Annotated in this window: 25 protein-coding genes; 9 read left to right on the forward strand and 16 right to left on the reverse strand. The window is 58.2% G+C overall.

Annotated elements, in window-relative coordinates; all coding sequences use genetic code 11:
• Window positions 1–218: 218 nt before the first annotated feature.
• Window positions 219–488, forward strand: coding sequence for a hypothetical protein (locus SOM48_RS15295; protein ID WP_312481302.1), 270 nt, complete (start codon window positions 219–221; stop codon window positions 486–488).
• Between the two features lie 33 nt (window positions 489–521).
• Here the strand turns inward: SOM48_RS15295 and SOM48_RS15300 are convergent, their stop codons facing one another.
• Window positions 522–944 (reverse strand): Imm10 family immunity protein, encoded by a 423-nt coding sequence (locus tag SOM48_RS15300; RefSeq protein ID WP_320512263.1) that lies wholly within the window; start codon window positions 942–944, stop codon window positions 522–524.
• Between the two features lie 72 nt (window positions 945–1,016).
• Between SOM48_RS15300 and SOM48_RS15305 the strand changes: the two genes are divergently transcribed.
• Window positions 1,017–1,637: a histidine phosphatase family protein gene (locus SOM48_RS15305; RefSeq protein ID WP_313276293.1), complete on the forward strand. Its 621-nt coding sequence runs from the start codon at window positions 1,017–1,019 to the stop codon at window positions 1,635–1,637.
• Here SOM48_RS15305 and SOM48_RS15310 read toward each other — a convergent pair.
• The 7 genes from SOM48_RS15310 to zinT form a co-directional block, all read right to left on the reverse strand.
• Window positions 1,617–2,183 (reverse strand): nucleotidyltransferase family protein, encoded by a 567-nt coding sequence (locus SOM48_RS15310; protein WP_320512264.1) that lies wholly within the window; start codon window positions 2,181–2,183, stop codon window positions 1,617–1,619. The genes SOM48_RS15305 and SOM48_RS15310 overlap by 21 nt on opposite strands.
• On the reverse strand, window positions 2,183–3,121 hold the full coding sequence (locus SOM48_RS15315; protein ID WP_320512265.1) for an XdhC family protein: 939 nt from the start codon (window positions 3,119–3,121) through the stop codon (window positions 2,183–2,185). Before SOM48_RS15315 ends, SOM48_RS15310 begins: the two co-directional genes overlap by 1 nt.
• A gap of 9 nt (window positions 3,122–3,130) precedes the next feature.
• The gene (paoC, locus tag SOM48_RS15320; protein ID WP_315081933.1) at window positions 3,131–5,320 is read right to left on the reverse strand and encodes an aldehyde oxidoreductase molybdenum-binding subunit PaoC; all 2,190 of its coding nucleotides are present in this window, start codon (window positions 5,318–5,320) and stop codon (window positions 3,131–3,133) included.
• Between the two features lie 3 nt (window positions 5,321–5,323).
• Window positions 5,324–6,274, reverse strand: a complete 951-nt coding sequence (locus SOM48_RS15325) for an FAD binding domain-containing protein (protein ID WP_320512266.1) — start codon at window positions 6,272–6,274, stop codon at window positions 5,324–5,326.
• Window positions 6,271–6,825, reverse strand: a complete 555-nt coding sequence (gene paoA / locus SOM48_RS15330) for an aldehyde dehydrogenase iron-sulfur subunit PaoA (RefSeq protein WP_414672793.1) — start codon at window positions 6,823–6,825, stop codon at window positions 6,271–6,273. The genes SOM48_RS15325 and paoA overlap by 4 nt, the downstream gene beginning before the upstream one ends.
• A 292-nt stretch (window positions 6,826–7,117) precedes the next feature.
• Window positions 7,118–7,789 carry a hypothetical protein gene (locus SOM48_RS15335; RefSeq protein WP_320512267.1) on the reverse strand — a complete coding sequence of 224 codons (672 nt, stop codon included), beginning with the start codon at window positions 7,787–7,789 and terminating at the stop codon, window positions 7,118–7,120.
• Window positions 7,790–8,122: 333 nt separating this feature from the next.
• Window positions 8,123–8,761, reverse strand: a complete 639-nt coding sequence (gene zinT, locus SOM48_RS15340) for a metal-binding protein ZinT (RefSeq protein ID WP_320512331.1) — start codon at window positions 8,759–8,761, stop codon at window positions 8,123–8,125.
• A gap of 346 nt (window positions 8,762–9,107) precedes the next feature.
• Between zinT and SOM48_RS15345 the strand changes: the two genes are divergently transcribed.
• Entirely contained in the window at window positions 9,108–9,281 is a 174-nt protein-coding gene (locus tag SOM48_RS15345; protein ID WP_023478999.1) for a con-10 family general stress protein, read from the forward strand.
• Between the two features lie 697 nt (window positions 9,282–9,978).
• A complete protein-coding gene (gene hutX, locus SOM48_RS15350; RefSeq protein ID WP_054804074.1) occupies window positions 9,979–10,467 on the forward strand; it encodes a heme utilization cystosolic carrier protein HutX in 489 nt (162 codons plus the stop codon).
• Between the two features lies 1 nt (window position 10,468).
• Here the strand turns inward: hutX and SOM48_RS15355 are convergent, their stop codons facing one another.
• Complete coding sequence (locus SOM48_RS15355; protein ID WP_320512268.1) at window positions 10,469–10,756, reverse strand: Rdx family protein; 288 nt, start codon at window positions 10,754–10,756, stop codon at window positions 10,469–10,471.
• 205 nt (window positions 10,757–10,961) lie between these two features.
• Between SOM48_RS15355 and SOM48_RS15360 the strand changes: the two genes are divergently transcribed.
• The 5 genes from SOM48_RS15360 to SOM48_RS15380 all read left to right on the forward strand — a co-directional run bounded on the left by SOM48_RS15360 (window position 10,962) and on the right by SOM48_RS15380 (window position 17,016).
• Window positions 10,962–13,316 (forward strand): TonB-dependent receptor domain-containing protein, encoded by a 2,355-nt coding sequence (locus SOM48_RS15360; RefSeq protein ID WP_320512269.1) that lies wholly within the window; start codon window positions 10,962–10,964, stop codon window positions 13,314–13,316.
• Window positions 13,317–13,381: 65 nt separating this feature from the next.
• The gene (locus SOM48_RS15365; protein ID WP_128483548.1) at window positions 13,382–14,434 is read left to right on the forward strand and encodes a hemin-degrading factor; all 1,053 of its coding nucleotides are present in this window, start codon (window positions 13,382–13,384) and stop codon (window positions 14,432–14,434) included.
• Window positions 14,431–15,249, forward strand: a complete 819-nt coding sequence (locus SOM48_RS15370) for a heme/hemin ABC transporter substrate-binding protein (protein WP_054804075.1) — start codon at window positions 14,431–14,433, stop codon at window positions 15,247–15,249. The genes SOM48_RS15365 and SOM48_RS15370 overlap by 4 nt, the downstream gene beginning before the upstream one ends.
• Window positions 15,249–16,244, forward strand: a complete 996-nt coding sequence (locus tag SOM48_RS15375) for a FecCD family ABC transporter permease (protein WP_320512332.1) — start codon at window positions 15,249–15,251, stop codon at window positions 16,242–16,244. The genes SOM48_RS15370 and SOM48_RS15375 overlap by 1 nt, the downstream gene beginning before the upstream one ends.
• A complete protein-coding gene (locus SOM48_RS15380) occupies window positions 16,237–17,016 on the forward strand; it encodes a heme ABC transporter ATP-binding protein (protein ID WP_320512270.1) in 780 nt (259 codons plus the stop codon). The genes SOM48_RS15375 and SOM48_RS15380 overlap by 8 nt, the downstream gene beginning before the upstream one ends.
• Window positions 17,017–17,639: 623 nt before the next feature.
• On the opposite strand, the gene SOM48_RS15385 is transcribed toward SOM48_RS15380, so the two are convergent.
• From SOM48_RS15385 to olsF, 7 genes are all read right to left on the reverse strand, one after another.
• Window positions 17,640–18,479, reverse strand: a complete 840-nt coding sequence (locus SOM48_RS15385) for a glycosyltransferase family 8 protein (RefSeq protein ID WP_320512271.1) — start codon at window positions 18,477–18,479, stop codon at window positions 17,640–17,642.
• Window positions 18,476–19,858, reverse strand: coding sequence for a D-arabinono-1,4-lactone oxidase (locus tag SOM48_RS15390; protein ID WP_076769449.1), 1,383 nt, complete (start codon window positions 19,856–19,858; stop codon window positions 18,476–18,478). The genes SOM48_RS15385 and SOM48_RS15390 overlap by 4 nt, the downstream gene beginning before the upstream one ends.
• 109 nt (window positions 19,859–19,967) lie before the next feature.
• Window positions 19,968–20,924: a D-2-hydroxyacid dehydrogenase gene (locus tag SOM48_RS15395; RefSeq protein ID WP_320512272.1), complete on the reverse strand. Its 957-nt coding sequence runs from the start codon at window positions 20,922–20,924 to the stop codon at window positions 19,968–19,970.
• A gap of 85 nt (window positions 20,925–21,009) precedes the next feature.
• Complete coding sequence (locus tag SOM48_RS15400; RefSeq protein WP_320512273.1) at window positions 21,010–21,546, reverse strand: 2-oxo-tetronate isomerase; 537 nt, start codon at window positions 21,544–21,546, stop codon at window positions 21,010–21,012.
• 57 nt (window positions 21,547–21,603) lie between these two features.
• Window positions 21,604–22,053, reverse strand: coding sequence for a DUF421 domain-containing protein (locus SOM48_RS15405; RefSeq protein ID WP_023478242.1), 450 nt, complete (start codon window positions 22,051–22,053; stop codon window positions 21,604–21,606).
• 10 nt (window positions 22,054–22,063) lie between these two features.
• On the reverse strand, window positions 22,064–22,564 hold the full coding sequence (locus SOM48_RS15410) for a hypothetical protein (RefSeq protein WP_054804673.1): 501 nt from the start codon (window positions 22,562–22,564) through the stop codon (window positions 22,064–22,066).
• Window positions 22,565–23,175: 611 nt separating this feature from the next.
• On the reverse strand, window positions 23,176–24,894 hold the full coding sequence (gene olsF, locus SOM48_RS15415) for a bifunctional ornithine lipid synthase OlsF (RefSeq protein ID WP_320512274.1): 1,719 nt from the start codon (window positions 24,892–24,894) through the stop codon (window positions 23,176–23,178).
• Window positions 24,895–25,082 lie beyond the last annotated feature (188 nt).

The following is a 25,082-nucleotide window of genomic DNA, read 5'->3' on the forward strand; positions in this document are numbered from 1 at the left end:
AGAAAAATTGAGGGAGTAGTGTAGCTGAGGCGAAAAGAGAATGTAAAAACGAAGCCCCAACAAAAGCATCACATGCGAAATGATCTCCCTCTCGCCGCAGCTGATGAATCACCAGGCTGGAGATAAATTATTCCAACTTCCTCAGCTAAAAACCGTCATAGCCACTGGTCACAAAGCCGTGTAGTTTACTCAAAACTTCTTCTGCTCAGGACGCGGTATTGATTACTCAAGCTGAAGCCATTGAGATCGCCAGGGCCTATGCCGCGCAGAGCCGACGCGGGTGGGATGAGTACGCCCATCACGCTACGGTCATCACCTTATTCGGTGAACCGGTGTGGATGATCGCCACCACTGATGTCGAATACTCCACGGAACTTCCGTGGCTGATGACCCATCTGCCAAACCCCCGCTATTACTACATCAGCATGGTCGAGGCGAAATGCATCGCGGTGGGCCACCGGGTGAACCAGTATCAGCGCGTACGCTGAGCCTTGGCTGTTTGGCACATTCACACCACAGCATTATTTAAGTTGCAGCCTCACTTTGCTGCCTGCAAATAACGTCAGCAAGGCGGCTTGCAACTCCCCGCTGTTTTGAACAGCAGAAATCTTCGCGCAATATTCCCTGTAACCTGCCTGCTGCGCCGCAGCCTCGTTCAGCCGAATCGTCAATGTATCCACGCTTAGCGTAACGGCTTCTATTGCCGCCGCCAGTTCATAGGCTGTGTCGTCGCTCTGAAACCCGATGCACTCATCAATAGCAAGATCATCTTCATCAAATCTCCCGATGATAAAAAAATGATCCGGGTCGTGTGCATCGTCTCCTACGCCAAGGGTTAGCACCTCATCCTCGTTGGCGACATTCGCGCAAACTGCATTAAACGTTTTTATCCCAATCATATTTTCCCCGTCTTCAGCGTTATTTTTCGCTTGTATTCCCGCCACATGATAGCCACTCTTCTTCCATTCATACCCATTATAATTTCCCGCGAATATACCGGGCGAGGAGCAGGACAGATGAAAGTTATTCTCGTACGCCACGCACAAACGCAGTGGAACCGCGCGGGCATGATTCAGGGTCAGCAGGACAGCCCAATCACCGAACGCGGCGAGCGGGAAACGGTGGCATTACTCACTGCGTTAGAAGATGAAGGTTACGCCGCCGAGTCTGTCTTTAGCTCGCCGCTTACGCGGGCGCGCAGCATGGGGGCACAACTCGCCGCGCTTTTTCAGGCGCCGCTGGTGATTGATGCCGCGCTGATGGAGCAGTCATTCGGGCGCTACGAAGGGCTTTCCACGCAGAATTTGCGGGCTGAATGTCCTGCTGAAACAGATGCGTTATTCGCACACGATGCCGCGTTCTGCCCGCCTGGCGGTGAATCACTGGCGCAGGCGGTGCAGCGCATGCTGGCGTGTTTACAGCTTCAGCACACTCGCGCGGCGCATAAAACCCTCTGCGTTGTTTGCCATGGGCACGTCACTCAGGGTTTGTTGGCGCTGCTGAAGGAAGGGAGCCTTGAGAATTTCGCCCGCTATGCGCAGCCCAATGCGAGCTACGCGGTGTTAGAGATGGCGGAAGAAAAATGCGAGGTGCTGCGCTGGGGTGTGGCGACTCACTTACGCACGCTGGACGCGTAAATAGTTATTGTAGATACGCTCTGCTCGCCGCAAATCCTCGAGCGTATCAATATCCTGAATAATCCCCGCATCCGTCAGCGGCAGATCCAGCACCTCGCCGCGCGCTCTTGCCTGCTGCACAATGTTTTTCGCGCCGCTATCGCCAGTTAATGCCCGTAGGGAAGGGAAGTAGCAGCGGGAAAAGGCCACCGGGTGGCCCTGGTGCTGCTGATGCCACGGCACCACCAGCGGTTTTTCACCTAACCCTTCGGCGACGCGCAGCAACGATTCTGGTGCGATCAGCGGCAGGTCGGCGGGCAGAATCAGCCAGCCGGAGGCGTTCGGGGTGGCGTTAACACCCAGCGCGATAGAGTCTCCCATTCCGCCCGTGCCGCCCACGGGGCGAACAAGGTGCCAGCTGAGTCCGGCGCGCGCTACCGCATGAATCACATGTTCCAGCAGCGTGCGCTCACCGAGCGGCGTATCAAGCTTATGGCGTTGCGCGCCGGAGGCGAGAAAGCGCTCGCCGCGTCCTGCGGCAAGAATAATTACCACCGGAGCAGCCATCAGCTTTCGTCCGCTGCAAGCTGCGCGGCGGCGACATCCGCCAGCACTGAGAGCGCCAGCGAACGCGCATCGCGCGCTTTCGGGAAAATGCCAATCGGCGCTTTGATGCGCGCAATGTCAGAGGGCGCAAAGCCAATCTCACTGAGCTTCTGCGTGCGTTTTTGATGGGTGCGATAGCTGCCGAGCGCGCCGATGTAGAAAGGCTGCGCGTGGAGCGCCGCCTGCAACACCGGCAGTTCGCGGTGCAGATCGTGCGACAGCAGGATCACTGCCGTTTGCGCGTCGATCTGTGCGCAATCCGTTAGCGTCTCGACAAGCTGCACATCGTAGCCAGAGGCGCGGGCGAGGCTGGCGGTGGCCTGCGCCTCAATCGAGCGACCAAACACCATCACCCGCACGCGTGGGCGGTAGGCGACGGTAAAGATCTCCTCATCCCAGCCGCTTTGGGTCACACCCGTCACGCACTCAAGCTGCTCGCGGGCCGGATGGTAGCGCAGCGCGGCGGGCTGGCGCTGCGCAAGCAGGTTCAGCACTGCCAGCAGCGGTTGCGCGCTACGCAGGCGATGAATATGCAGCGTGATACCGCCACCGCAGGGGAGCACAATATCGAACCACGGCGATCCCTCGCCGTAGCGCACCACGCGATCTTCAACGCAGGCGATTGCCGCCATCGCTTCAAAGGCGGCGGCAGACTCCACGCAACCGCCAGAGACAAAGCCGCAATAGCCGCCATCTTCGCGCACCACCATCTGCGCGCCCGCCGCGCGTGCTGCGCCGCCGCGAATGCCGGTCAGCGTTACCAGCGCTGTCTCCATGCCTGCGCCGAGCGCATCGACGGCGAAGCGCAGAATCGCTTCGCTGTCATCGGTGAGCAGCGCCTGCTGTGGCGTCAGCAGCGCTTCATCTGCCGTGTCGGGTGCCAGAATGGTCTGCTGCATAACGTCTCCTCAGGCAATATCCGGCAAGGCGTCGAGCAGCTTATCGAGCGTGACCGGGTAATCCCGCACCCGCACGCCGGTCGCGTTGTAGATCGCATTAGCAATCGCCGCGCTGACGCCGCACAGTCCCAGTTCGCCCACGCCTTTGGCCTTCATCGGCGAGGAGATGGGATCGGTGTCGTCGAGGAAAACCACCTCCTGCTCAGGCACGTCGGCATGTACCGGTACCTCATAGGTCGCCATATCGTGATTGACGAAGTAACCCTGGCGCGTATCAACCGCCAGCTCCTCCATCAATGCGCCGCCCAGCCCCATCGTCATCGCGCCAATCACCTGGCTGCGCGCGGTTTTCGGGTTGAGGATGCGCCCGGCGGCACACACCGCCAGCATACGGCGTACCCGCACTTCACCGGTTGCCGCATCGACGGCGACCTCAACAAAGTGGCCAGCAAAGGTCGATTGCTGATACTGCTCATCCAGATCGCCAAACTCAATGGTATCTTCCGCGCTGAGCGCGCCCGCGGCTTTTAGCGGTGCGCTGCGATCGCCCACGCTTATCGTCTCATCAGCGAACACCGCTGAAGCGGCATCAAAACCCAGTTTTTTGGCGATGGCTTCACGCAGCTTGACGCAGGCAGCGTAAACGCCTGCGGTAGAGGTGTTGGCACCCCATTGCCCGCCGGAACCGGCAGAGATTGGGAAGCTGGAGTCGCCAAGCCGCACTTCAACGTGGGAGAGCGGCACGCCGAGCATCTCGGCGGCGGTCTGGGCAATGATGGTGTAACTGCCGGTGCCGATATCGGTCATATCCGTCTCTACCGTCACCCGGCCTGCGTCGTCGAGATGCACGCGTGCGCCGGACGGGGCGAGCAGGTTGTTACGAAAGCCCGCCGCGACACCGTAGCCCACCAGCCACTCTCCATCCCGCGTCTGGCCGGGCGTGGCGTTGCGCTGCGACCAGCCAAAGTGCTCCGCGCCGCTGCGCAGGCACTCCACCAGCTGGCGGCGTGAGAAGGGGCGCTGTGGATCCTTTGGATCAACCTGCGTGTCATTGAGAATGCGAAACTCAACCGGATCGATCCCGGCTCGCTCTGCCATCTCATCAATGGCAATCTCCAGCGCCATCATGCCCGGTGCTTCACCCGGCGCGCGCATGGCGTTGCCCTCAGGTAAATCGAGGGTCGCCAGCCGTAAACCGGTATGGCGATTAGCCCCCGCGTAGAGCAGCTCGGTCTGGTTTACCGCCGTCTCCGGCGTCCCGCCCGGCAGGTTACCGGACCAGCTATCGTGCGCGATGGCGGTGATTTTGCCCTGCCGATCGATGCCGATACGGATGTGCTGAATAGTCGCCGGGCGATGGGTGGTGTTATTGGGGATCATCGGGCGCGGCAGCATCACTTTTACCGGGCGCTGCAAGGCGCGAGCGGCGAGGGCAGCCAGCAGCGCATCGCTGCGCAGGAAGAGCTTGCCGCCAAAACCGCCGCCAATATAGGGCGAGATGATGCGCACGTTCTCTTCCGGCAACTTGAGGGTGGCGGCCAGATCGGTGCGGCACCAGGCGACCATCTGGTTGGAAGTCCAGACCGTCACCTTATCCCCTTCCCAGACGGCCATCGAGGCGTGCGGCTCCATCGCCATATGGCTCTGATCCGGCGTGGTGTAGGTGGCGTCGAGTTTCACCTCGGCGCTTGCCCAGGCAGCGTCAAAATCGCCGCTATTTTTGTCCGGTGCGCTCTCCGGCGCGCTGTTGACCGCCGGTTTCTCTGCCGCCAGATCGTAGGCACCGCTTTCGCGCTGGTAAGTGATGTCCACCAGCCCGGCAGCGGCGCGCGCCTGCTCAAAGGTTTCAGCCACCACCAGCGCAACGGCCTGGTGGTAGTGCTCAATCTGCGGGCCGCCGAGCAGCGTGGCGGCGTTGCGCTCGCCTTTGCCCAGCGGGCCGGCGTTATCGGCGGTGATAATCGACAGCACGCCCGGCGCGTTGCCTGCCGCATCGCAATTAATCTCGCTGATTTTACCTTTCGCGATGCCCGCGCTGACGATGTAGCCATAGGCGACATTGGGCAGCACATCATGCCATTCGTAGGCGTAGTGGGCGCGGCCGCTCACTTTTAGCGGGCCGTCGATGCGGTCATGGGGCTGACCGACCACTTTCAGTTGATCGATGGGGTTTTCGCCTGCCGGTTTCTCAAATTTCATCGTTTACGCCCTCGCTTCCGACAACACCGAGGCGAGCGTGCGCTTCGCCAGCGTCAATTTAAATGCATTCTCAGCCGTAGGCTGCGCGGTGGCGAAGAGCTTGTCATACACCGCCTGTGCCCCCTGCGGCAGCGCCGCATCCGCTTCGGCAAGCCGCCACGGTTTATGGGCAACGCCGCCGATGGCAACGCGCCCGCTGCCGTCCGGGTGGACAATCGCCGCCACGGAGACCAGCGCAAAAGCGTAGGAGGCGCGGTCGCGCACTTTACGGTAGATATGCGTGCCGCCCGCGGGCGGCGGCAGGGTGACGGCGACAATCAGTTCGCCGGGCTGCAACACCGTCTCCAGATGCGGCGTGTCGCCCGGCGCGCGATAAAATTCCGCCAGCGGGATCTGGCGTTCGCTACCGTCCGGGTTGACGGTCTCAACAACTGCATCAAGCAGCTGCATGGCAACCGCCATATCGCTTGGATGAGTGGCAATGCAGGATTCGCTGGCACCGACCACCGCAAGCTGACGGCTGTAGCCGCCAAGCGCCGCGCAGCCGCTGCCCGGCTGACGTTTGTTGCAGGGTTGATTAGTGTCGTAAAAATAGGGGCAGCGCGTGCGTTGAAGCAGGTTGCCTGCGGTCGTTGCCTGGTTACGCAACTGACCAGAAGCACCGGCAAGCAGGGCGCGGGAGAGGACGCCATAATCGCGGCGCACGCGCCCATCGGCGGCGAGATCGGTGTTGCGCACCAGCGCGCCAATACGCAGGCCGCCTTCAGCGGTCACTTCAATGCTATCCAGCGCCAGGCCATTGACATCAATCAGATGGGTCGGCGTCTCAATCTCCAGCTTCATCAAATCAAGCAGGTTAGTGCCGCCCGCGATAAATTTCGCCCCCTCTGTGCGCTGCGCGCTGGCAGCCGCTTCGGCAGGGGTGGTGACCCGCTCATAGGTAAAGGTCTTCATGATTTCTCCCCGGCGGTCTCTTCAATCGCTGCCAGCATGTTGGCGTAGGCGCCGCAGCGGCAGAGGTTGCCGCTCATGCGTTCACGGATCTCATCTGACGTCATCTGGGGCGGGGAGACGAGATCGAGGGTGACGTGGCTGGGAATGCCCTGCTCAATCTCTTTCAACATGGCGACGGAGGAGCAGATCTGCCCCGGCGTGCAGTATCCGCACTGGTAGCCATCATGTTTGACAAAGGCCGCCTGCATCGGATGGAGATCGTCCGGCGAGCCGAGGCCCTCAATGGTGGTGACGTCGGCATCCTGCTGCATTACCGCCAGGGTAAGGCAGGAGTTGATGCGCCGCCCGTTAACGATCACCGTGCAGGCGCCACACTGGCCGTGGTCGCACCCTTTCTTGGTGCCGGTGAGATGTAAACTTTCACGCAGCGCATCCAGCAGCGTGGTACGGGTATCAACCTCAAGCTGTCGGCGCTCGCCGTTAACAGTTAAGGACAGCGGGATCATTTCCGGGGCGCGGTGTGCGTCCGGGTTGTTGCCTTGGTTGCTCATACCAGGCCTCCAGTCATCAATGCGGGTGAATAAAAAAGGGTGTGCTTATAACGGCGTTATCTTTTTTTTAAGCCTTAAGCATAGACGGCACTCTGGAGAGGATTACTCCTAAATCATCGGCGCGGGAAAAACGGGGGGAGAGCAGGATCGTAAAGCGAGTTCATAGTGGGCAGCGAAGAGCACCATAGCTGACTGAAATCTATCATTAAAATGTTATACCGATTCCCTTGAGTTCGGTTGATAAGGTATTCAGCCAGCAAATAGAAGTATTAGACGTAAAGGACAGGAAAGATTATTTATAGTCGCTCCATTTTTTGCGGTCATTGACTATTTCCGTGATGTTGCCGTTTTGTATTATTGATTGAACAATATCATCTTCCCAAGGCGCTAAAACTAATTTCCCCTCCAGCCAGAAGAATATATGGTTTTTAACATTTTCGCTCATCCTGTTACGGTAAATCCACCGTAGCTCAGCGCCAGTAATCGCTCTGTTTTTGGGTTTTCCGCCGGAGACGGGCGCATCGGCGTTTTTACCTTTATGTTGTTTGTTTATGACATTCCCTATATTTAAATCGTCCAGTACAAAATGGACATTTCTACCCGAATTAACCGCCCACATAAGGCCAGCCTTGGCCTTTCTGCGGATATCTTGATTGTTTCCTGAGGAATCAAGTGCACTCTTATATTTCTGGTTGCCCCGTAAAAATCCACGAAACTCCTGCTCAAATTGTGCGTAACGCTGATCAGTAAAGGGGTCACTTTTCAGGATCTTTAGCTCATCAATGGTTAACGTTTTGGATTTAAAGGGTTCTTTGTGTTCGGTGTACCATCTGCGCCCCAATTCTGAATGAACGCCATATATTAAATCTCCGGGCTGAACAGTGTTATTATCAGCATCCTGCTCAGTATCGTTGGCATTCGCTGAGGACGTGGCGGTGTTTTTCTTCTTGCCAAATATACGCATATCTCCCCCTTTGTTTGACGGACGGTAGTGTTAAGCGTCAGCGAGATAAAAAATGTGATAGATGGTTAATACTGATTTATTAGAGCAATAATGGGGAGTTGTAACCCGAAAAAGATTTCATTTAAGAATATTCATCAGTTTTTTTAAAGAAGAAGAACGACTCTGCTGGTTTGTTAGCATTTTATCTTGGGGCTAAGGTTTGATGGGGGATTTTATAAAAGCGGCTCGAAGGGTAACTTCAAAGCCGCTATGCATAAGTAATAACCTAATTTAATAATTGCCTATTGTGGGCAATAGCCGCGTTACGCAATCTATCGAAGCTATTATATTCATTTAATGATGTAGTATCTCGTCGACGATCTGCGCTTTAGTCATATTGTAGGGGTAGTAAGTTGGCCAGTTATCCATCTCTTTCAGCAAGGCTTCCTGAGACTCATTGCCCATGTAAATGTGGAAATGCTGGGACTGGCGCGGGGCGATGGTGTGATCGCTGAACTGCACATACTTCGGCGCTTTAGAGTTTGCGTCTTTACACTCAAAAAGATAGCGCACGCCCTTTTTGCCCGAAACGTAGGTCAGGATCTTGTAGCCAGCGTAATCATAGCGGCAGCTGTTGACGGTTTTGCCGGAGTGGAACTCCATCACGTTGTTTTCAATGCCGATCATATCGACATCCGTGGCGTAGCCCTTTTTGTAATAGTCGCGGTACTCCTCGACCGTTTTATCGCCGTGCTGCGCCTTTTTCTTCAGCACTGGATCGAGATCGCCGCTCAGCAGGTAAGGGTTAATGGATTGCCACACGCCATCCCAGTCCGAGAGCGGGCGATCTTTCACATCTTTATCATCAATAATCCCTTCGCTCGCTTTAAGCTCCACTTCCGTCAGCGGTTTGCCGTGGTGATGCCCATGGGCAAAGCCCTGCGTGCTCATCAGCAGCGCGCCCATCGCCAAAGCAAAAGCCGTTTTCTTCATCATCGTGATCACTCCCTGGTTACGTTTGTCATAAATTGAAATGTTATATTATAACAAAAGCAAATGCCAGCCCTGGCAGAGCCTGCCACGACAGGCTGGCGGCAACCTGTGTGATTAGTACACTAAACGCAGCCGTAAAATAAATTTAGCCTGCCGCTGCGCTATTTTTCCTCGGCTAACCAGTGGGATAGCTGAAATAAAAAATATGAACTTCATAAACGCGATATTAATTAACGGCTGCGCTTTGACATAAATTATGTTTATGGCCAGACTTAATCATGAAAGGCGATTGATATGACGCTGATGTCATATTGATTATATTTTAAACGACAGATGGAGAAATAACATGGCCGAGCATAGAGGCGGTTCCGGTAATTTCGCTGAAGATCGTGAAAAAGCCTCAGAAGCAGGGCGTAAAGGCGGACAGCAGAGCGGTGGGAACTTTAAAAACGACCCAGAGCGCGCGTCCGAAGCCGGTAAGAAAGGCGGACAGAATAGCAACAGCAGCAATAAAAAATAGTGGTGCCGTTGCTGTTTTAACCTGAAGTTTAAAATTCAATTTTTAAACGATAGCGAGTCGGAAACGGCTCGCTTAATTATTTGTACGCTTTTTAAATCCCAAAAGAAATAAAATTAATTCCCTTGGTTAATTATTTTCCTGAACGACTCAAGGCAAAAAAAATCCCTCAGGTACAGGAAATCCGATCTGCGCCTGAGGGTATGCAAATGCATCTTCGTTACTAACAATGAGTTGGCGATCTATGCACAATTGGGCAACAGCATAAGCTGCTAAAACCCGCATTTGTAATGAAATTTTACGCTGCTCACGAATAAATTATTTCATGAATAAATATTTGAAAATACGCCGTTTTTAGCTATGTCGACGGTTTTTTGAACCGATTCAGCTTAATTATTCTCCGCCAATGGCGCTTTTTTAATCCTCTGCCGCCTGGTTTAGAGTGCAAGGCTTAGCTATATTTACTAAACATCCATTCGCAAAAGGAGGTTTTGTGTTCAATATTGAAAAAGACGATCCACGCGAAGCGCCGGAATCCGGCGACAAAAAACCGCAACCGGTTAAAAAATAGTTACAAGGTCGCTTCGGCGGCCTTTTTTATTGCGCGGTAGCTCGCAGTTTTTTTTCGAGGCAAATGATAGTAATTCTCATTCATCGCTGCAGTGGAGAGGTGGCGAAGGGAAAGTCAAAGGAGAGAGAGATGACAGAGAAGAGCTTACAGGAGTTTCTGCACACCGAGCCGGATTGCATACTTGAACATGTCGCCCGGCATTATCAAACCACGCTGCTTGAAGTGGTACGCCAACTGCCTGGCAGCAAGATGATTGCCGGCACCCACTTTGACGAGGTGTGGCAAGAGGTGACCACCTGGGGCACGGTGCTGCTCCTGATCCACACTGAAGATGTGATCCTGGAGTGCAGTATCGCGCTGCCGCCGGGATTTTACAGCCACGGTTACTTCAACCTGCAGGGCAAAGAGCAGGTATCGGGTCATATCAAAGCCGACCACTGCTACCATATCGCGTTTATTGAACGCAAATTTATGGCGATGGACGCCGCCACCATCCTCTTTTTCAACGCCGCAGGCAGCGCGATGCTAAAAATTTTCGTTGCCCGTGACGAACGCCACCAGCTTATTCCACAGCAGCTGGCGGCGTTCCGCGCGCTGAGGCAGGCCTTCGCGCAGTAGATTACTCGCTGCGCTTTTCAACATGACCCAGCGGTTTTTCCGGGAAGCAGCAGTCGCGCACACGACGTTTTAACTCTGCGGCATCGGGAAAGCCGCTCTCCTGCTTGCGATCCCAGATGACGCTGCCATCGGCTTCGATGACAAATATGCCGCCGGTGCCGGGGATCAGCGTCACGGATCCTAAGTCGGTATTGAACGTATGGAGCAGCTCCTGCGCCATCCAGCTGGCGCGCAGCATCCAGTTGCACTGTACGCAGTAGTGCAGGGTGATGACAGGTTTAGTGGACATCTTCTCGTTACCAGAAGGGAAAGGGGTCCGCAAAGTGTAAGCAAAATGTTGGGATTATGAAATCGTTGCAAGTGATAATGGTTATCATTATTATCCTGACCATAACAGAGAGCTGATGCCTGGCCCGTGCGGCTGGTGTACGGTTCCGCTGAGTTCTGGGAGTTGATGTGAGCCCGATGATAATAATTCAAAGGCACACACACTTATGATGACTACACCTTTTTGCCGGCTACGCTTCAGAAACCGCGTGCTGGTCACCTCATTACTGACAACGCTTACACCCAGCGCAAGCTTTGCGGCAGAAACCGCACCACGCGACGAACAAGAACGTGCCGAAGAGATGGTCATTACCGCGCCAGCCCCATTGCTTAAAGCCGGGAGCGATCGCGCCATCAATGCTGACACTCTGCAACGCAACGGGGCGAATGATTTTGGCTCCATCATGCGGTATGAACCGCTGATTGGTGCCACCGGGGCAAGGGGCGGTTCCGGCAACGGTAAGAGCGGCTTCGATCGCGGTGGTTACACCGGCTATAACATTCGTGGCCTTGAGAGTAACCGCGTCGGCATTGATGTTGATGGCATTCCCCAGCCGGAGGCCACCGGGCGCAGCTACGCCGGGCGCGCCGGGCTTAACACCTTCGGTATCGGCCGCGACTATATCGACCCCTACCTCTACGGCAGCGTAGCGATCCAGCCAGGCGCAACGTCTGCGGAACAGGCCAACACCGCCATCGGCGGTAATGTCTCGTTCCGGCCAAAATCTGCCAATGACTACCTGCAAGGGGCGAAGCATTACTACGCGGGTTACCAGAGCGATTACGACTCCAGCGATCGCAGCTGGCACAACGGCGTAACGGCCGCGGCAGGGGATGAGAGAGTGCGCGGCATTGTGGTTTACAGCCGCCGCGACGGCCAGCAAACGCGCAATAACAGCGACAGAGTCGGGGCTTACCCCGCTAACTGGCACTCCGATGCGCTGCTGCTCTCCGGGATCCTGCAAGCCTCTGAGGCGCACAAACGGACCTATACGGCGGAGTACTATAACAAAACGACGCATACCCACTTTGACGCCTGGAACCGTGACGGCAGTAACATCATTGGCAACGCCCAGCAGAGCAGCTACTCCCGGCGCTGGGCCATCAGCCTGAAAGATGACTGGACACCGGTCGATGCGTGGGTCGATAGCGCTTCGACAAAGATCTATTTACAGCGCACCCAGGCGCACGATGCCACGTGGATGCCGGACAGCACCACCGGCATTCCGGGTACCGTCTACTCCAGTTACGATACCGACACGATAGGCATTCAGCATGCGCTGGCGACGAGCTTCGGCCGCCACGATCTGCGCGCTGGCTTCAATGCCAGCGCCAGCAAAACGCAGCGCCCGTTCCACCAGCAGCCAATGCCGAACGCACGTAGCGCGATCATGCAGCCTGAAGCGGACAGCAAACGCGAGATCCTCAGCGCTTTTGTGCAGGATCAGATCAATTTCTCCGCCGGAGAGCACGATTTTGCCCTCATTCCCGGCCTACGCGTGGTGCACCAGTCAATGAAGCCGGAGAACCTCGGCAGCCTGACTACCACCAGCAACGTGCTGAACACCACGGATGTTAACGCGCTGTACCACAAAAACAGCGATACCGAGTGGCTGCCATCGCTCACTTTCCAGTACGACATCACGCCGCGTCTGATGAGCTATCTGCAATACCGCCGCGGGGCGCAGTTCCCCAGTGCCAGCCAGCGCTACGGCTCCTGGAATCTTGGCTCTAACTATGCCGGGCGCGCGCAGTATGCGCTGATCGGCAACGCGGCGATAAAAACCGAAACCAGCGATAACCTCGAATGGGGATTGAAAGGCGAGGTGGCGCAGGGCGTCACGCTGCGCAGTGCGGTGTTCTACAACAGCTACAAAAATTTTATCGCCTACACCCGCTATCGCCGCGCCGACAACCCCGGCAACTTTGCCAACGTACCGTCGAATATCTACACCAGCTATCAGGCGGAAAACCGCGATAAGGCCTTTATCTACGGCGGCGAAATCAGCGCCACGTTCGATGTCGGTAGCTGGTTTGAGCAGGCGGAAGGGCTGCGCGCAACCCTCGCTTATGGCTACGCCGAGGGGCAAGCCAAATCGCGCTATATGGGCGATGCCTACCGCGATCTCGACAGTGTCGCGCCGATGAAAGCGATTGTCGGCCTCGGCTGGGACGATCCGGCAAAACGCTACGGCACCGCGCTGACCGCCACCTTTGTCAAAGGTAAGCGCGCCACCGCGACCGGTCGTGAAACCTATCAGAACAGCGGCGAACCGGTCGCCACCGCCAGCAGTAGCTATATGCGCGTGCCCGGTTACGGGGTTGTCGACCTGAGCGCCTGGTGGCAGGTGGCGAAGCAGGTGAAGGTGAACGGCGGCGTTTATAACCTCACCAACCGCAAATATTGGGATTACCTCAGCAGCCGGACGCAGGAAACGCGCACCCTCCAGGATCGCTATGACAACGCGCTGAGCGTGATGCCAGGACGCAGCTGGCAGCTGGGCGTCAATATTGATTTTTAATCCGGCAGCCTCTTTACCCCCGGCGCGCGCCGGGGATGTTAGGACACATAAAGGACGTGAAAAATATGCCTGTATCTTCAAAGGATTATGCCGCCATCTGGCAGGAGTATCAGTTAATCAGAGCGCTTGAACCGGCAAAAAGCGCCAGAGATATCGCTTTCCAGCTGGCGATAAGCGAAGCGGAGCTGGCCGAGGCGCGCGTTGGCTACGATGCGGTGCGGCTGGATGGCGCGGTGCGCCATATCTTCAAGGCGCTGGAGAGCGTTGGCGAAGCCAAAAGTATCTGTCGCAATGAATACGCGGTTCATGAGATGACCGGGCGTTTCACCAATCAACATATCAGCGATCGCGCCGGGGTAGTGCTCAACCCGCGCGGCCTCGATCTGCGCCTCTTTATGAGCCAGTGGGCCTGCGCCTACTACCTGCGGGAGCAGGGGCCAAGAGGCGAGCGCCGCAGTATTCAGTTTTTCGATCATCAGGGCGATGGGCTACTGAAAATCTACGCCACGCCCTACACCGACGGCGGCCAGTGGGATGAAATCGTGGAGCGCTTCGCGAGTCGGCGTCAGGTGCCGCTCTCCATCTACGCGGTCGAAAGCAAATTTTACGACGAAGCGCCCGATGCAGAGGCGGTCGATCACGACTGGCGGGAGATGACCGATGTCCACCAGTTCTTCAACCTGCTGCGTAAGCATAACGTCTCACGTCAGCAGGCGTTTCGGCTGGTGGGCGACGATCTCGCCTGCCAGGTCAGCAACGACGCACTGCCCGCTCTGTTGCAGCAGGTGCAGCAGGAGGGGAATGAAATCATGATCTTTGTCGGCAACCGTGGCTGCATACAGATTTTTACCGGTGCGCTGGAGAAGTGTGCGCCGGTGGGCGACTGGCTGCGGGTGATGAATAAGATCTTTACCCTGCACCTGCGCGAGGCGGGGATCCACGAAAGCTGGGTGACGCGCAAGCCGACCGCGGACGGGCATGTCACAAGCCTGGAGCTGTTTGCCGAAGATGGTACGCAAATCGCTCAGCTTTATGGTCAGCGCAGCGAAGGGGATCGCGAACAGGCCTGCTGGCGCGCGCAGATTAAAGCCCTGACGCCGTGGAGGAACGAGGTATGAAACGCGTGGTGATGCTCTTGCTGGCGCTACCGCTACTGGCGGTGGCCGCCGAGCCAAAAGTTGTCGCCCTTGGCGGCGATGTCACAGAGATTGTCTATGGCCTGGGCGCACAGAATCAGCTGGTGGGGCGCGACAGCACCAGCACCTGGCCTGCCGAGGTAAAGCAGCTGCCAAATGTCGGCTATGTTCGCCAGCTAAATGCGGAGGGCATTCTGTCGCTGCGGCCTACCATCGTGCTGGCGGGCAGCCAGGCGCAGCCCTCGCTGGTGTTGAAAAGCGTGCAGGATAACGATGTCTACATGGTGCCGGTGCCGGGCGGCTATACGCTCTCAGAGATCGATAAGAAAGTGGTGGTGATCGCCCGCGCCCTCGGCAAAAACGAAGAGAGCCTGGCGCTGCGTAAAAAGCTGGCGACGGAGATTGCCGCGCTGCCCACCTCGCCGCTGGATAAAAAGGTGCTCTATATCCTAAGCCACGGCGGCATGGGCACGCTGGTGGCGGGAAGGGAGACGGCGGCGGATGGCGCCATTCAGGCGGCGGGGCTTAATAATGCGATGCAGGGTTTTTCCCACTACCGCGCGATGTCGCAGGAGGGGGTGATCGCCAGCCAGCCGGATCTGGTGCTCATCTCAGCCGAAGGCGTGAAGCATCTGGGCGGCGAGGAGAACATCTGGTACTTGCCGGGCCTCGCACAAACCCCCGCCGGGCGCAATAAACAGCTGTTAATTGTCGATGAGGCTGCGCTGCTGGGCTTTGGTCTGCGCACCCCGCAGGCGCTGCTGGAACTGCGTAAAAAAGCGGAGCAGCTACCGTGATAACCCGAGCCGCTTCCCGTCTCCTGTGGGGACTCTTGCTGCTGACGGCGGCACTCACGCTCTTCGCCTCCACGCAGGGGGCGATGGATCTCTCTCTTGCCAGCTTGTGGTACGGCGATGATGAGGTGCTGCGCCAGATTTGGTTCACCATTCGCCTGCCACGCGTGCTGCTGGCGCTGCTTATTGGCGCGGCGCTGGCGCTCTCCGGCTGCGTTATGCAGGGGCTGTTTCGCAATCCGCTTGCCGATCCGGGGTTACTTGGCATCAGCAGCGGCGCGGCGCTGGTCGTCGCCTGCTGGCTGGTGCTGCCGCTGTCGGTGCCGGTGCTGGTTGCCCTCTATGCCCCGCTGGTCGCCGCCTTTATCGGTAGCCTGGCGGTAATGGTGGTGATCTTTTTACTTAGCAAAGCGGGTGAGAGCGCGCTGTCGCGGCTGCTGCTGGTGGGGATCGCCATCAACGCCCTGTGCGGCGCAGGCGTTGGCGTGCTGGCGTGGATCAGCAACGATGCGCAGCTACGCCAGCTTTCGCAGTGGGGAATGGGTAGCCTCGGGCAGGCGCAGTGGCCGACGCTCATCGTTACGGCGACCCTGATCCTGCCCGCCATGCTCGGGATCTGGCGGGTGGCGAAACAGCTCAACTTCCTGCAACTGGGCGAGGAGGAGGCGCACTATCTGGGCGTGGATGTGCGGCGTTTACAGCGGCGGCTGCTGCTCTGTAGCGCGCTGTTGGTGGCGGCCTCTGTTGCCATCAGCGGCATCATCGGTTTTGTCGGGTTGGTGGTTCCGCACCTGATACGCATGGTGTTAGGCCCCGATCATCAACACCAGATCCCCGGCTCGCTGCTGGCGGGGGCGAGCCTGCTACTGCTGGCAGATACCGCCGCCCGCACGCTGGTGGCACCTGCCGAGATGCCGGTCGGCTTACTGACCAGCCTGCTCGGCGCGCCGTGGTTTTTATGGCTTATTTTCCGCCAGCGGAGTGCGCTCTATGGATAACGGTTTTATTGCCCACCAGGTGCAGTTCACGGTCGGCCAGCGGCGGCTGGTGGATGATATCTCCCTCACGCTGCCGCCTGGCGAAATGGTGGCGCTGATTGGCCCGAACGGTGCGGGAAAATCGACGCTGCTGCGCCTGCTGACCGGGTTTCTTACGCCGTCGCGCGGCGTCTGTTCCCTGGCGGGAAAACCCCTTACCGCCTGGCCTTCGCAGGCGCTGTCGCGCTATCGGGCGGTGATGCTGCAACATCACGCCCTCGGCGTGGAGTGGGCCGCGGAGTCGGTAGTGGCGATGGGGCGTGCGCCGTGGGGAGAGAGGCATGCGTGCGATATCGTGCGTAAAGTGATGCGTTTAACCGGCTGTGAAATGCTGATTGGACGCCGCTTTGCCACACTTTCCGGCGGCGAGCAGCAGCGGGTTCAGCTGGCGCGTAGCCTGGCGCAGCTCTGGCGCAATGGCGCGCCGGAGGGGTGGCTATTTCTGGATGAGCCGACTTCGGCGCTCGATCTCTACCATCAGCAGCAGTTGCTGCGTTTGCTTAAATCCTTGACGCAGCGTGCCAGGCTGCATGTCTGCGTGGTGCTGCACGATCTGAACCTCGCGGCGCTGTGGGCCGATCGCATTGTGCTGTTGCATAAGGGGAAATTGGTGGTGGAGGGGACGCCGCAGCAGGTGCTGCAACCGGAGGTTATCACCCGGTGGTATGGCGCGCAGGTGCATGTGGCGACGCATCCGGATGGGCAGACGCCGCAGGTGTTTCTCTGTGTTTAGGGGGGCTGAAACGGCCCAGGCCGGATAAGCGGTACGCGCCATCCGGCGATGGGGTTGACACTTATGCTTGATGGGTGGAAGGGTTCCGTTCACCATGCATGGTGGTGTTTCATTGACCTCTTATGCGGTGAACGGGACAAGGGGGGGACCGCTCCCCCCTTGTCAATCCCCGCGGCCCCGCGAGGAAATCGGTGCTGCGCACTGCGCTCACCTCCCGCGTGCCTGACGGCGGTCGGCTCGACTCGACTACTCGTTCCATTCTGGAACGAGTCCCTGTCTCGGTTCGCCTCTGTCCGCCATCCATGGCGTCCAGACCTTGTCATTCACGCTCCGGTTCGCCGATTTCAGCGGGGACACAACCCCTCGCTGTGAAATTTGAGCGAAAAAAAGCATCGATGTAGCTGTAGGCGCGTTTTTGTAGGCCGGATAAGGCGCAGCCGCCATCCGGCAATCGGTGCCGCGGTGATAATGCCGGATGGCGCTGGCGCTTATCCGGCCTGGGCCGTTTCAGCGGGCTCTGTTTTTGTAGGCCGGATAAGGCGCAGCCGCCATCCGGCAATGGTGCCGCGGCGATAATGCCGGATGGCGCGTAACGCTTATCCAGCCTGGAGATTTCTCAATAATTACGCTTCAACGTGGGCATGTTGCCACCACATTTTGTGCAGATCGTAATATTTATCGCCCGGTTCGGGGTATTTGTCCCACGGTTTGTCGATGATGTAATGGATATTCTTCACCCGTGAAAGATCCCACATCTGCGGGTGCTGCTTCGGCAGGGTTTTCAGGGCGTTATAACCATAATGCAGCGGCAGCCAGCGGTCGCGGAACACCTCGTTGAGGAAATCCTGCTCGGCGAAAACCCACTCGGCGATATCCTCTTTCGCCGCCAGCTTCGCCATCATCGCGTCATAAACGTCGCGATCCGGCGTCAGCACCAGAAAACCACCGTTCAGGTAGTTATCGACCGAGGCGGGCGGCGCGGCGTTCATCTGCACATCCTCAACCCAGCTGTAGTAGCAGTTATCCGGCTGCCAGCTATCGGGATAGGTAGCAATGTGGTTCGGATTGCAGCGGCAGGCGTGGCAGGCGGCAATCGTCCCTTTGGCGAGCGGCAGTTCGAACACCTCATCCATGTTCTGCACCACCAGCATATCGGCATCAAGAAACGCGACGCGCTGATACTCCGTCAGCGTCCAGACCGCCAGCTTGCTCCACACTTCGGCGAAACGGGCGTTGGCGTAGCGGTGGGCAAGGGCAGGGTTCGGGCCGACGATCGGCACTTCGCGCACTTCACACCCCTGCGCCTGCAGCTGCTGGCGCGTGGCGGCGTCGATAGTCTCCGTCACCATCACCACCAGCGGCCACGGTGAACCGCAGTCGCGCAGCGACTGCTGCAATGCTTCCACCCCGGGAAGGTAGCCCGGCTGCGTTAACAGCGTGACCCAGGCAAACGCGGCGCTCATGACAGCACCTCCGCCATAAAGCGGTTCATAAACTTACCGTCAGGATCGAAGCGGCGGCGCACGGCTTTAAACGCCTCAAACTGCGGATAGAGCGCGGGCCAGTTGTAGAGCGACGGGTCAAAATATTTGCCCCAGTGCGGTCTGCCGCCCTCTTCGGCGAGCAGCTGTTCTGCGGCGCGTAAAAAAGCCGTTCCCTCTGCGGAGAGGGAGCCATCTTCAGCGTAGTAGACGACAAAACCGAAGAAGCAGGTCGGTTCCCCGCCGGCCGGGCTAAGCCAGGCGCTGGAGGCACCGGTGCAGCGCAGAATAATCGGGTAGTGCATATGCGGCTGCGACTCGCTGTGCCACGCTTTCATGCGCGCAATCACTGCCGCAACGCGAGACATGGGAATGCCGATCTCAATATTGATCTGCGGGGTGGCGATGCCGCGACAGAAGACCTGGTAGATATCGCCGATCACATCCGTGAAATCTTTAAAGCGCGTAACGGTGCGAAACGGTTTGCCATTCTCATCGACAATGCGGGTGTCATCGCGCATCTGCGCGAGGGTTTTATCCACCGTGGCGTTCATCTGCTCGTCGGTCTCCTCCATTTCGACCAGCTCGCCGTGGTTATCACGCCACAGCGCCTGCTCCTCGGCGGTCGCTTCGCGCGCGTTCCAGGTGTGAACCTTGTTCTCATCCGGGAACCACCACGCTTTGCTGAAGGTCCACTCGTCGTTCCAGGCGATCAGATCCTCCGCCAGGTTATCGGCGTTGCCCGCGCTCTTAAAGCAGGTATAGAGCGTGGAAGGGCGGGTGCGCAGCGTCACGGCGGTGATCACGCCGAGGGTGCCGAGCGCCTGCTGTGCGGCGTCAAAGGCCGCATCGTCCCGCTCAATATCGTGTGCTTCACCGTGGGCATCAATCAGGCGAATGCTGAGCGCTTCGTCAGCCAGCGAGCTCTGCCCCATGCCCTGGCCGTGGGTGCCGGTCGATACCGCGCCCGCGAGGGTTTGTGAATCGATCACGCCCGGTGAGGCGTGCAGCATGCGGTTCATGCTGGTGAGGGTCTCAAACACCTCATGCAGCACGGTTCCGGCGGCAAAGGTGACGCTCTCGTCGCTCACCGCCAGCACGCCGCGCAGGCGCGAGAGGTCAATCAGCGTATCGCCCGGCTCGCTTAATTTCAGCATTCTGCCCGGCGACATGCGGCTGCCCATCACGCGTATGCGCCCCTTTGCAGCAGCAATCATCTGCTGCAACTGCGCTTCGTTTTCCGGTGTTGCAACGGCCTGAGCGGGGGCCAGCGTGGCGTTTTTCGCCCAGTTTACAACGACGTTTTCATCAGAGGTTTGCTGTGGCAGGCGAGGTGGAAAAAGAGCCTGTAGCGTTGTCATTGGCATCTCCTTGCGCAATATTTTTGTAATGATTTATCAAGCGTAGCTCATCATGTAAAAGTGTGACGCACGTCGCTTATTTTCGTGCGATCTGGCCATCCTGATGCGACTAATCGACACGATTTTGTGGTTCGCCGTTGATAAACGACTGTACGTTTTCCACCGTGGTGGCGAGAATGCGCCCGCGCGCATCGACGGAAGCCCAGGCGATATGCGGCGTGATAATGCAGTTTTTCGCACTCAGCAGCGGGTTGTCCGCGCCAGGCGGTTCACTGCTCAGCACATCCACCGCGGCCCCGGCAATGCGCCCTTCGTTAAGGGCGGCGGCGAGATCCGCCTCGTTAATCAGATCCCCGCGTGAGGCGTTCAGCAGCAGCGCGCTGCGCTTCATCTTCGCCAGCGCCTCGCGGTTGATCATCCCCTTGGTCTGCGGCGTCAGCGGGCAGTGCAGGCTGATAACATCCGCCTCGGCGTAAAGGGTGTCGAGATCCACATAGCGGAGCTGCGCGCTCTCCGGCAGCGGGCGCGAACGGGTAGAGTGGGCGAGCACCGTCATGCCCATCGCCTGGGCGATGGCACCAAACGCCTGGCCGATGCGGCCATAGCCGATGATACCGACGCGTTTCCCCGCCAGCTCGATCATCGGTTGCAGCCAGTAACACCAGCTTTGTGACTTGCTCCAGCCGCCAGCGTGCACATCGGCGTCGTGTTCGCCGACGCGGTTGCAGAGCGCCAGCAGCAGCGCGGTGGTAAATTGCGCCACCGTGGCGGTGCCGTACGTTGGCACATTGGTAACGACAATTTGTCGGGCGCGGACAGCCTCAAGATCGATAATGTTGTAGCCGGTGGCGGTCACAGCGATACATTTCAGCCGCGGGCAGTAGGCGAGCAGGTCTTCGCTAAACGCCACTTTGTTGGTAATGGCGATATCCGCATCGCGCAGGCGCTGCGCGGCTTTATCGGCCGGGGTGGTGTCATAAACCGTTACTTCGCCCAACGCATGCAGGGGCTCCCAGCTGAGATCGCCAGGGTTAAGCAGACCGCCATCCAGCACAACTATTTTCATCTTTTCCCCATTCGGTCATGAAAGTGATGCCATAAAAAAGCCGGACCCTATCGTCCGGCATTCGCACACAAGAAGCAAATTGCAATCAATCACTTAATAGCGTAATCACGCCTGCGAGGGCATATTTCACCGCCTGCTCAATCACCTCTTTGGTATCGCCCTCAAAGAGGCATTTGACGGTGACTGGTTCGCTATCCGGCAGGCCCCAGCCAAACCACACAGTGCCAGCGGGAGTGCCATCTTCGCCGCCATCGGGGCCGGTGTAGCCGGTCACGGCAATGCTGACCGGCTCGTGGCTGGCATCGCAGGCACCTTGCGCCATTTCGAAAGCCGTCTGCTGGCTAACCGCCGTCCAGCGCGCCAGCGTCTCTTTTTTCACCTGCAACAGCGTCTGTTTCGCTTCATCGGTAAAGGTGATAAACCCGCTGCCGTAAAACTCCGGCGTGCTTTCGCAGGCGCAGAGGGCGGTGGCGATCTGCCCGCCGGTGCAGGACTCGGCGGTGGTGACGCGCAGTTTCTTATCGCACAACAGCGTGCCGAGCCGGTCGGCCAGGTCGCTGATCTCAAGCTTTAACAGCGGCGCGACGCGCTCACTTTGTAATGTGGTGGTTTCACTGTTCATATCACTCCCTTCCATCCGAAAGAAAATTCTGCCTGGCAAAAGTATAGCAGCGCACTTTTAAGGCGAATTTTTCGGAATGATCGAGATATGACCATTGCGCTCAAGGATGGCGAATTTAATCTCTGCGAGGTCAACAATGCCCTGGTTATTGCGCGCCGAGAGCATAATATCGGCGCGGGAGATATCCGCCTCGCGCATCTTCTCCGGCAGCATTTCACCATTCTCGACCAGCACCACCGGTGTGCCGTCGATAAAGTTTTCTGCCCCTTTGACATACTTCTTCAGCTTGCCAAACAGAATATCCACCACCACCAGCGTGATGATGGTCAGCGCCGCGCCGGTGACGGAAAAATCGTTGCCGAGCAGCGCCTGCTGCGTCGCTTCACTGATGATCAGCAACAAAATGAGATCGAAGGAGGTCATCTGCAACAAGGCTCGCCGACCGGCGATTTTGAATACCACCATTAATACCAGATAGATCGCTACCGCGCGTAACACCATATCCATCGCCGTCTCCTCAGGGCCAGATAAACTGTTTCACCGCCAGCTGGGTGGTGTCATTTAACGAAAGTCGCAATTCGCTGCTGCCAGGGGTTTGCGGCGTCAGCCCGAGCCAGACGGTAAAGGGCTGGTCGGGATGAGGGCGGGCATACTCCAGCACCAGCTCGCCGTTCTGGCTGGTCATTTTTTCCGGCTGCGGTTGCAGGGTGCGGATCTCAAAATCCTGCATAAAGTTGCCGCCGAGGATAAAAACGGTGCGGCGTTCGTTTGAGGCGTGGGCGGTGAGTTGCATATCGATATCGCTTTGCAGGCGGGCGTAGCGGTCATACTGCACCGTCAGTTTGCCATCAATGCTATGGGCGCTTCGCGCGCTGAGCCACCCCTGGGAAAAGAGACCGAGCAGCCCGGCGATCACTACCGCAAACAATATTACGGAGCCAATGCGCTGCACCTTTGTTTCAACATGCAGCCAGAACGGGCTGTCAGCCACCGGATAGCGGTGCGATTTCTTCTCCATCTCTCCTCCACGGTGTCGGTGGAAACCACGTAAAGAGAGTGTAGATGAGGCGGGGGCCATGCGGTAACGAAGCCGCTCCGATCCCGTAGGCCGGATAAGCGTAGCGCCATCCGGCAATGGGGGGGCACTCATGCCTGATGGGGGGAATGGTTCCGTTCACCAGGCGCTGGGGAGTTTCATTAATCTCTTATGCGGTGAACGGGACAAGGGGGGGACCGCTCCCCCCTTGTCAATCCCCGCGGCCCCGCGAGGAAATCGGTGCTGCGCACTGCACTCACCTCCCGCGTGCCTGACTGCGGCCGGCTCGACTCGACATCCTGTCTCGGTTCGCCTCTGTCCGCCATCCATGGCGTCCAGACCTTGTCATTCCCGCTTCGGTTCGCCGATTTCAGCGGGGACACAACCCCTCGCTGTGAAATCTGAGCTAAAAACAAAGTCGGTGTCGCTGAAAGCGCGTTTTGGTAGGCCGGATAAGCGTACGCGCCATCCGGCATATCACCGCGGCCCAATTGCCGGATGGCGGCTACGCCTTATCCGGCCTACGCGGTTTCAGCGGATGTGGTTTTGTAGGCCGGATAAGCGCCAGCGCCATCCGGCAATCTGCGAGGAACTTACCCCGCTTTCTGCTGCACCTGATGCACACCAATATAGCGTTCGTAGCGGTTCGCCTTCAGGCGCGTCAAATCCACCAGCACCAGGCCATCGACGCAGTTACTGAAATCGGGATCGCTGCCGAAGTCGATAAACTGCACGCCGCCGGGCTCGCCAAGCTCGGAATACTGTTTATAAAGCGGGGGAATGCCGCAGCCGAGATTACCAAGCAGCGATTTCAGCCGCGTCAGATCTTCGGTGTAATCCTCGCCGGTAAACTGCGCCAGCACCTCGGGCAGCGTGGCGGGGCAGGGGCGGCGCGAGGACGCCAGCGGCCATGCGGCGGGGAACCAGAGGCGATAGAAAGCGATCAGCAGATCGCGCGCCGCAGGCGGCAGGCCGCCGGAGATAGAGACCGGGCCAAAGAGATAGCGATACTGCGGGTAGCGCGCCAGATAAGCGCCAATGCCCGACCAGAGATAATCGAGCCCGCGGCGTCCCCAGTAGCGCGGCTGAATAAAGCTGCGCCCCAGTTCAAGCCCTTCGCGCAGCACCTCCGCCATACGTGCGTCGTAGTGAAACAGGCTATGGCTATAGAGCCCCTCCGGCCCCTGCTCGGCGATAAGCTGCGCCGTCGGCATAAAGCGGTAGGCGCCGACGATCTCCAGATCGGCATCATCCCAGAGGATCAGGTGCAGGTAGTGATCATCGTAGCGATCCGTATCGCGCCGTTTGCCGCTCCCTTCACCCACGGCGCGAAAAGCGATCTCACGCAGTCGCCCCAGTTCACGCAGCAGCGGTGCATCCTCCTGGCCGTTGCGCTGCCAGAGATAGATTGTTTTGCCGTCCGGCGTGCGGCCAAGGCACTCGGCGCGGCTCAGTTCGCGGCGCAGGGTGGCTCTGTCTTCCGGCCGGGCGATGGCGCATTCGGTTTTGAACGTGCCGGGCACTCCCTTGCCGAGACGCAGAAGATGCTGGCGACACTTCTCGGCCAGCTCGCGCGGCGCGAGGGCGGTAGTGTGCCAGTTCTCCCAGGGAATGCGCTGACCGAGGGTGATCGGCAGGCTGCTGTTGCGGCGGCGAAACATCTGCTGCATCAACAGCAGCAGCGGCAGGGTGTCTGAGAGCAGGGCGCTGGCGTAAAACAGCGCGCTGTTGCGGGCATCGATCCACGCTGGCAGCAGCGGGGCGCGGAACTTGTTCGCCAGCTTGATAAACCCGGCGTGCCAGCGTTTATCGCGAATCCCTTTGCGGGTCAGGCGCGACACTTCGCCCGCCGGGAAAAAGATCAGCACGCCGCCGGATTGCAGCTGGCTCTCCATCTGTTGTAGGGCCGATTTGGTGGTGCGACCGCCGATATTGTCCACTGCGATAAAGAGCGAGCTTAAGGGTTCGAGATGGCTCAGCAGGCGGTTAGTGACCACTTTGACATCGCGGCGCACGCGCGAGACGGCATACATCAGCGCCAGCCCATCCAGCGTACCGGTCGGGTGGTTGGCGATAATCACCAGCGGGCCATGTTCGGGGATTTGTTCGAGGCAGTGAGCGGGGATGGTACAGCGAATTTGCAGATGGTCGAGGACATGTTCCACCATATCCAGCCCTTTCAGGTGGCGGTGCTGGGCGGCGAATTGCTGGAACTCCTGTTCGTAAAGCAGGCGCCTGAGCAGGTTCTTTTGCCAGGGTGCCGGTCTGGCCTGCGGCCAGAGATCCTCAAGTACATTGTCGAGACTAAACATGGCGATTTCTCCTCCCGTCTTGCCGCTGACAGTAGCGGGAGAAGATGACGCTTACATTTCATTACAATGACGTTATGAGCATTTATTGTAGGCCGGATAAGGCGCAAGCCGCCATCCGGCAGTGGTACGTGCGATGAAATGCCGGATGGCGCTGCGCTTATCCGGCCTACAAAGGCAGGACAGACGAA

It is taken from the genome of Kosakonia sp. CFBP8986, from assembly GCF_034044935.1.
Taxonomy (GTDB): domain Bacteria; phylum Pseudomonadota; class Gammaproteobacteria; order Enterobacterales; family Enterobacteriaceae; genus Kosakonia; species Kosakonia cowanii.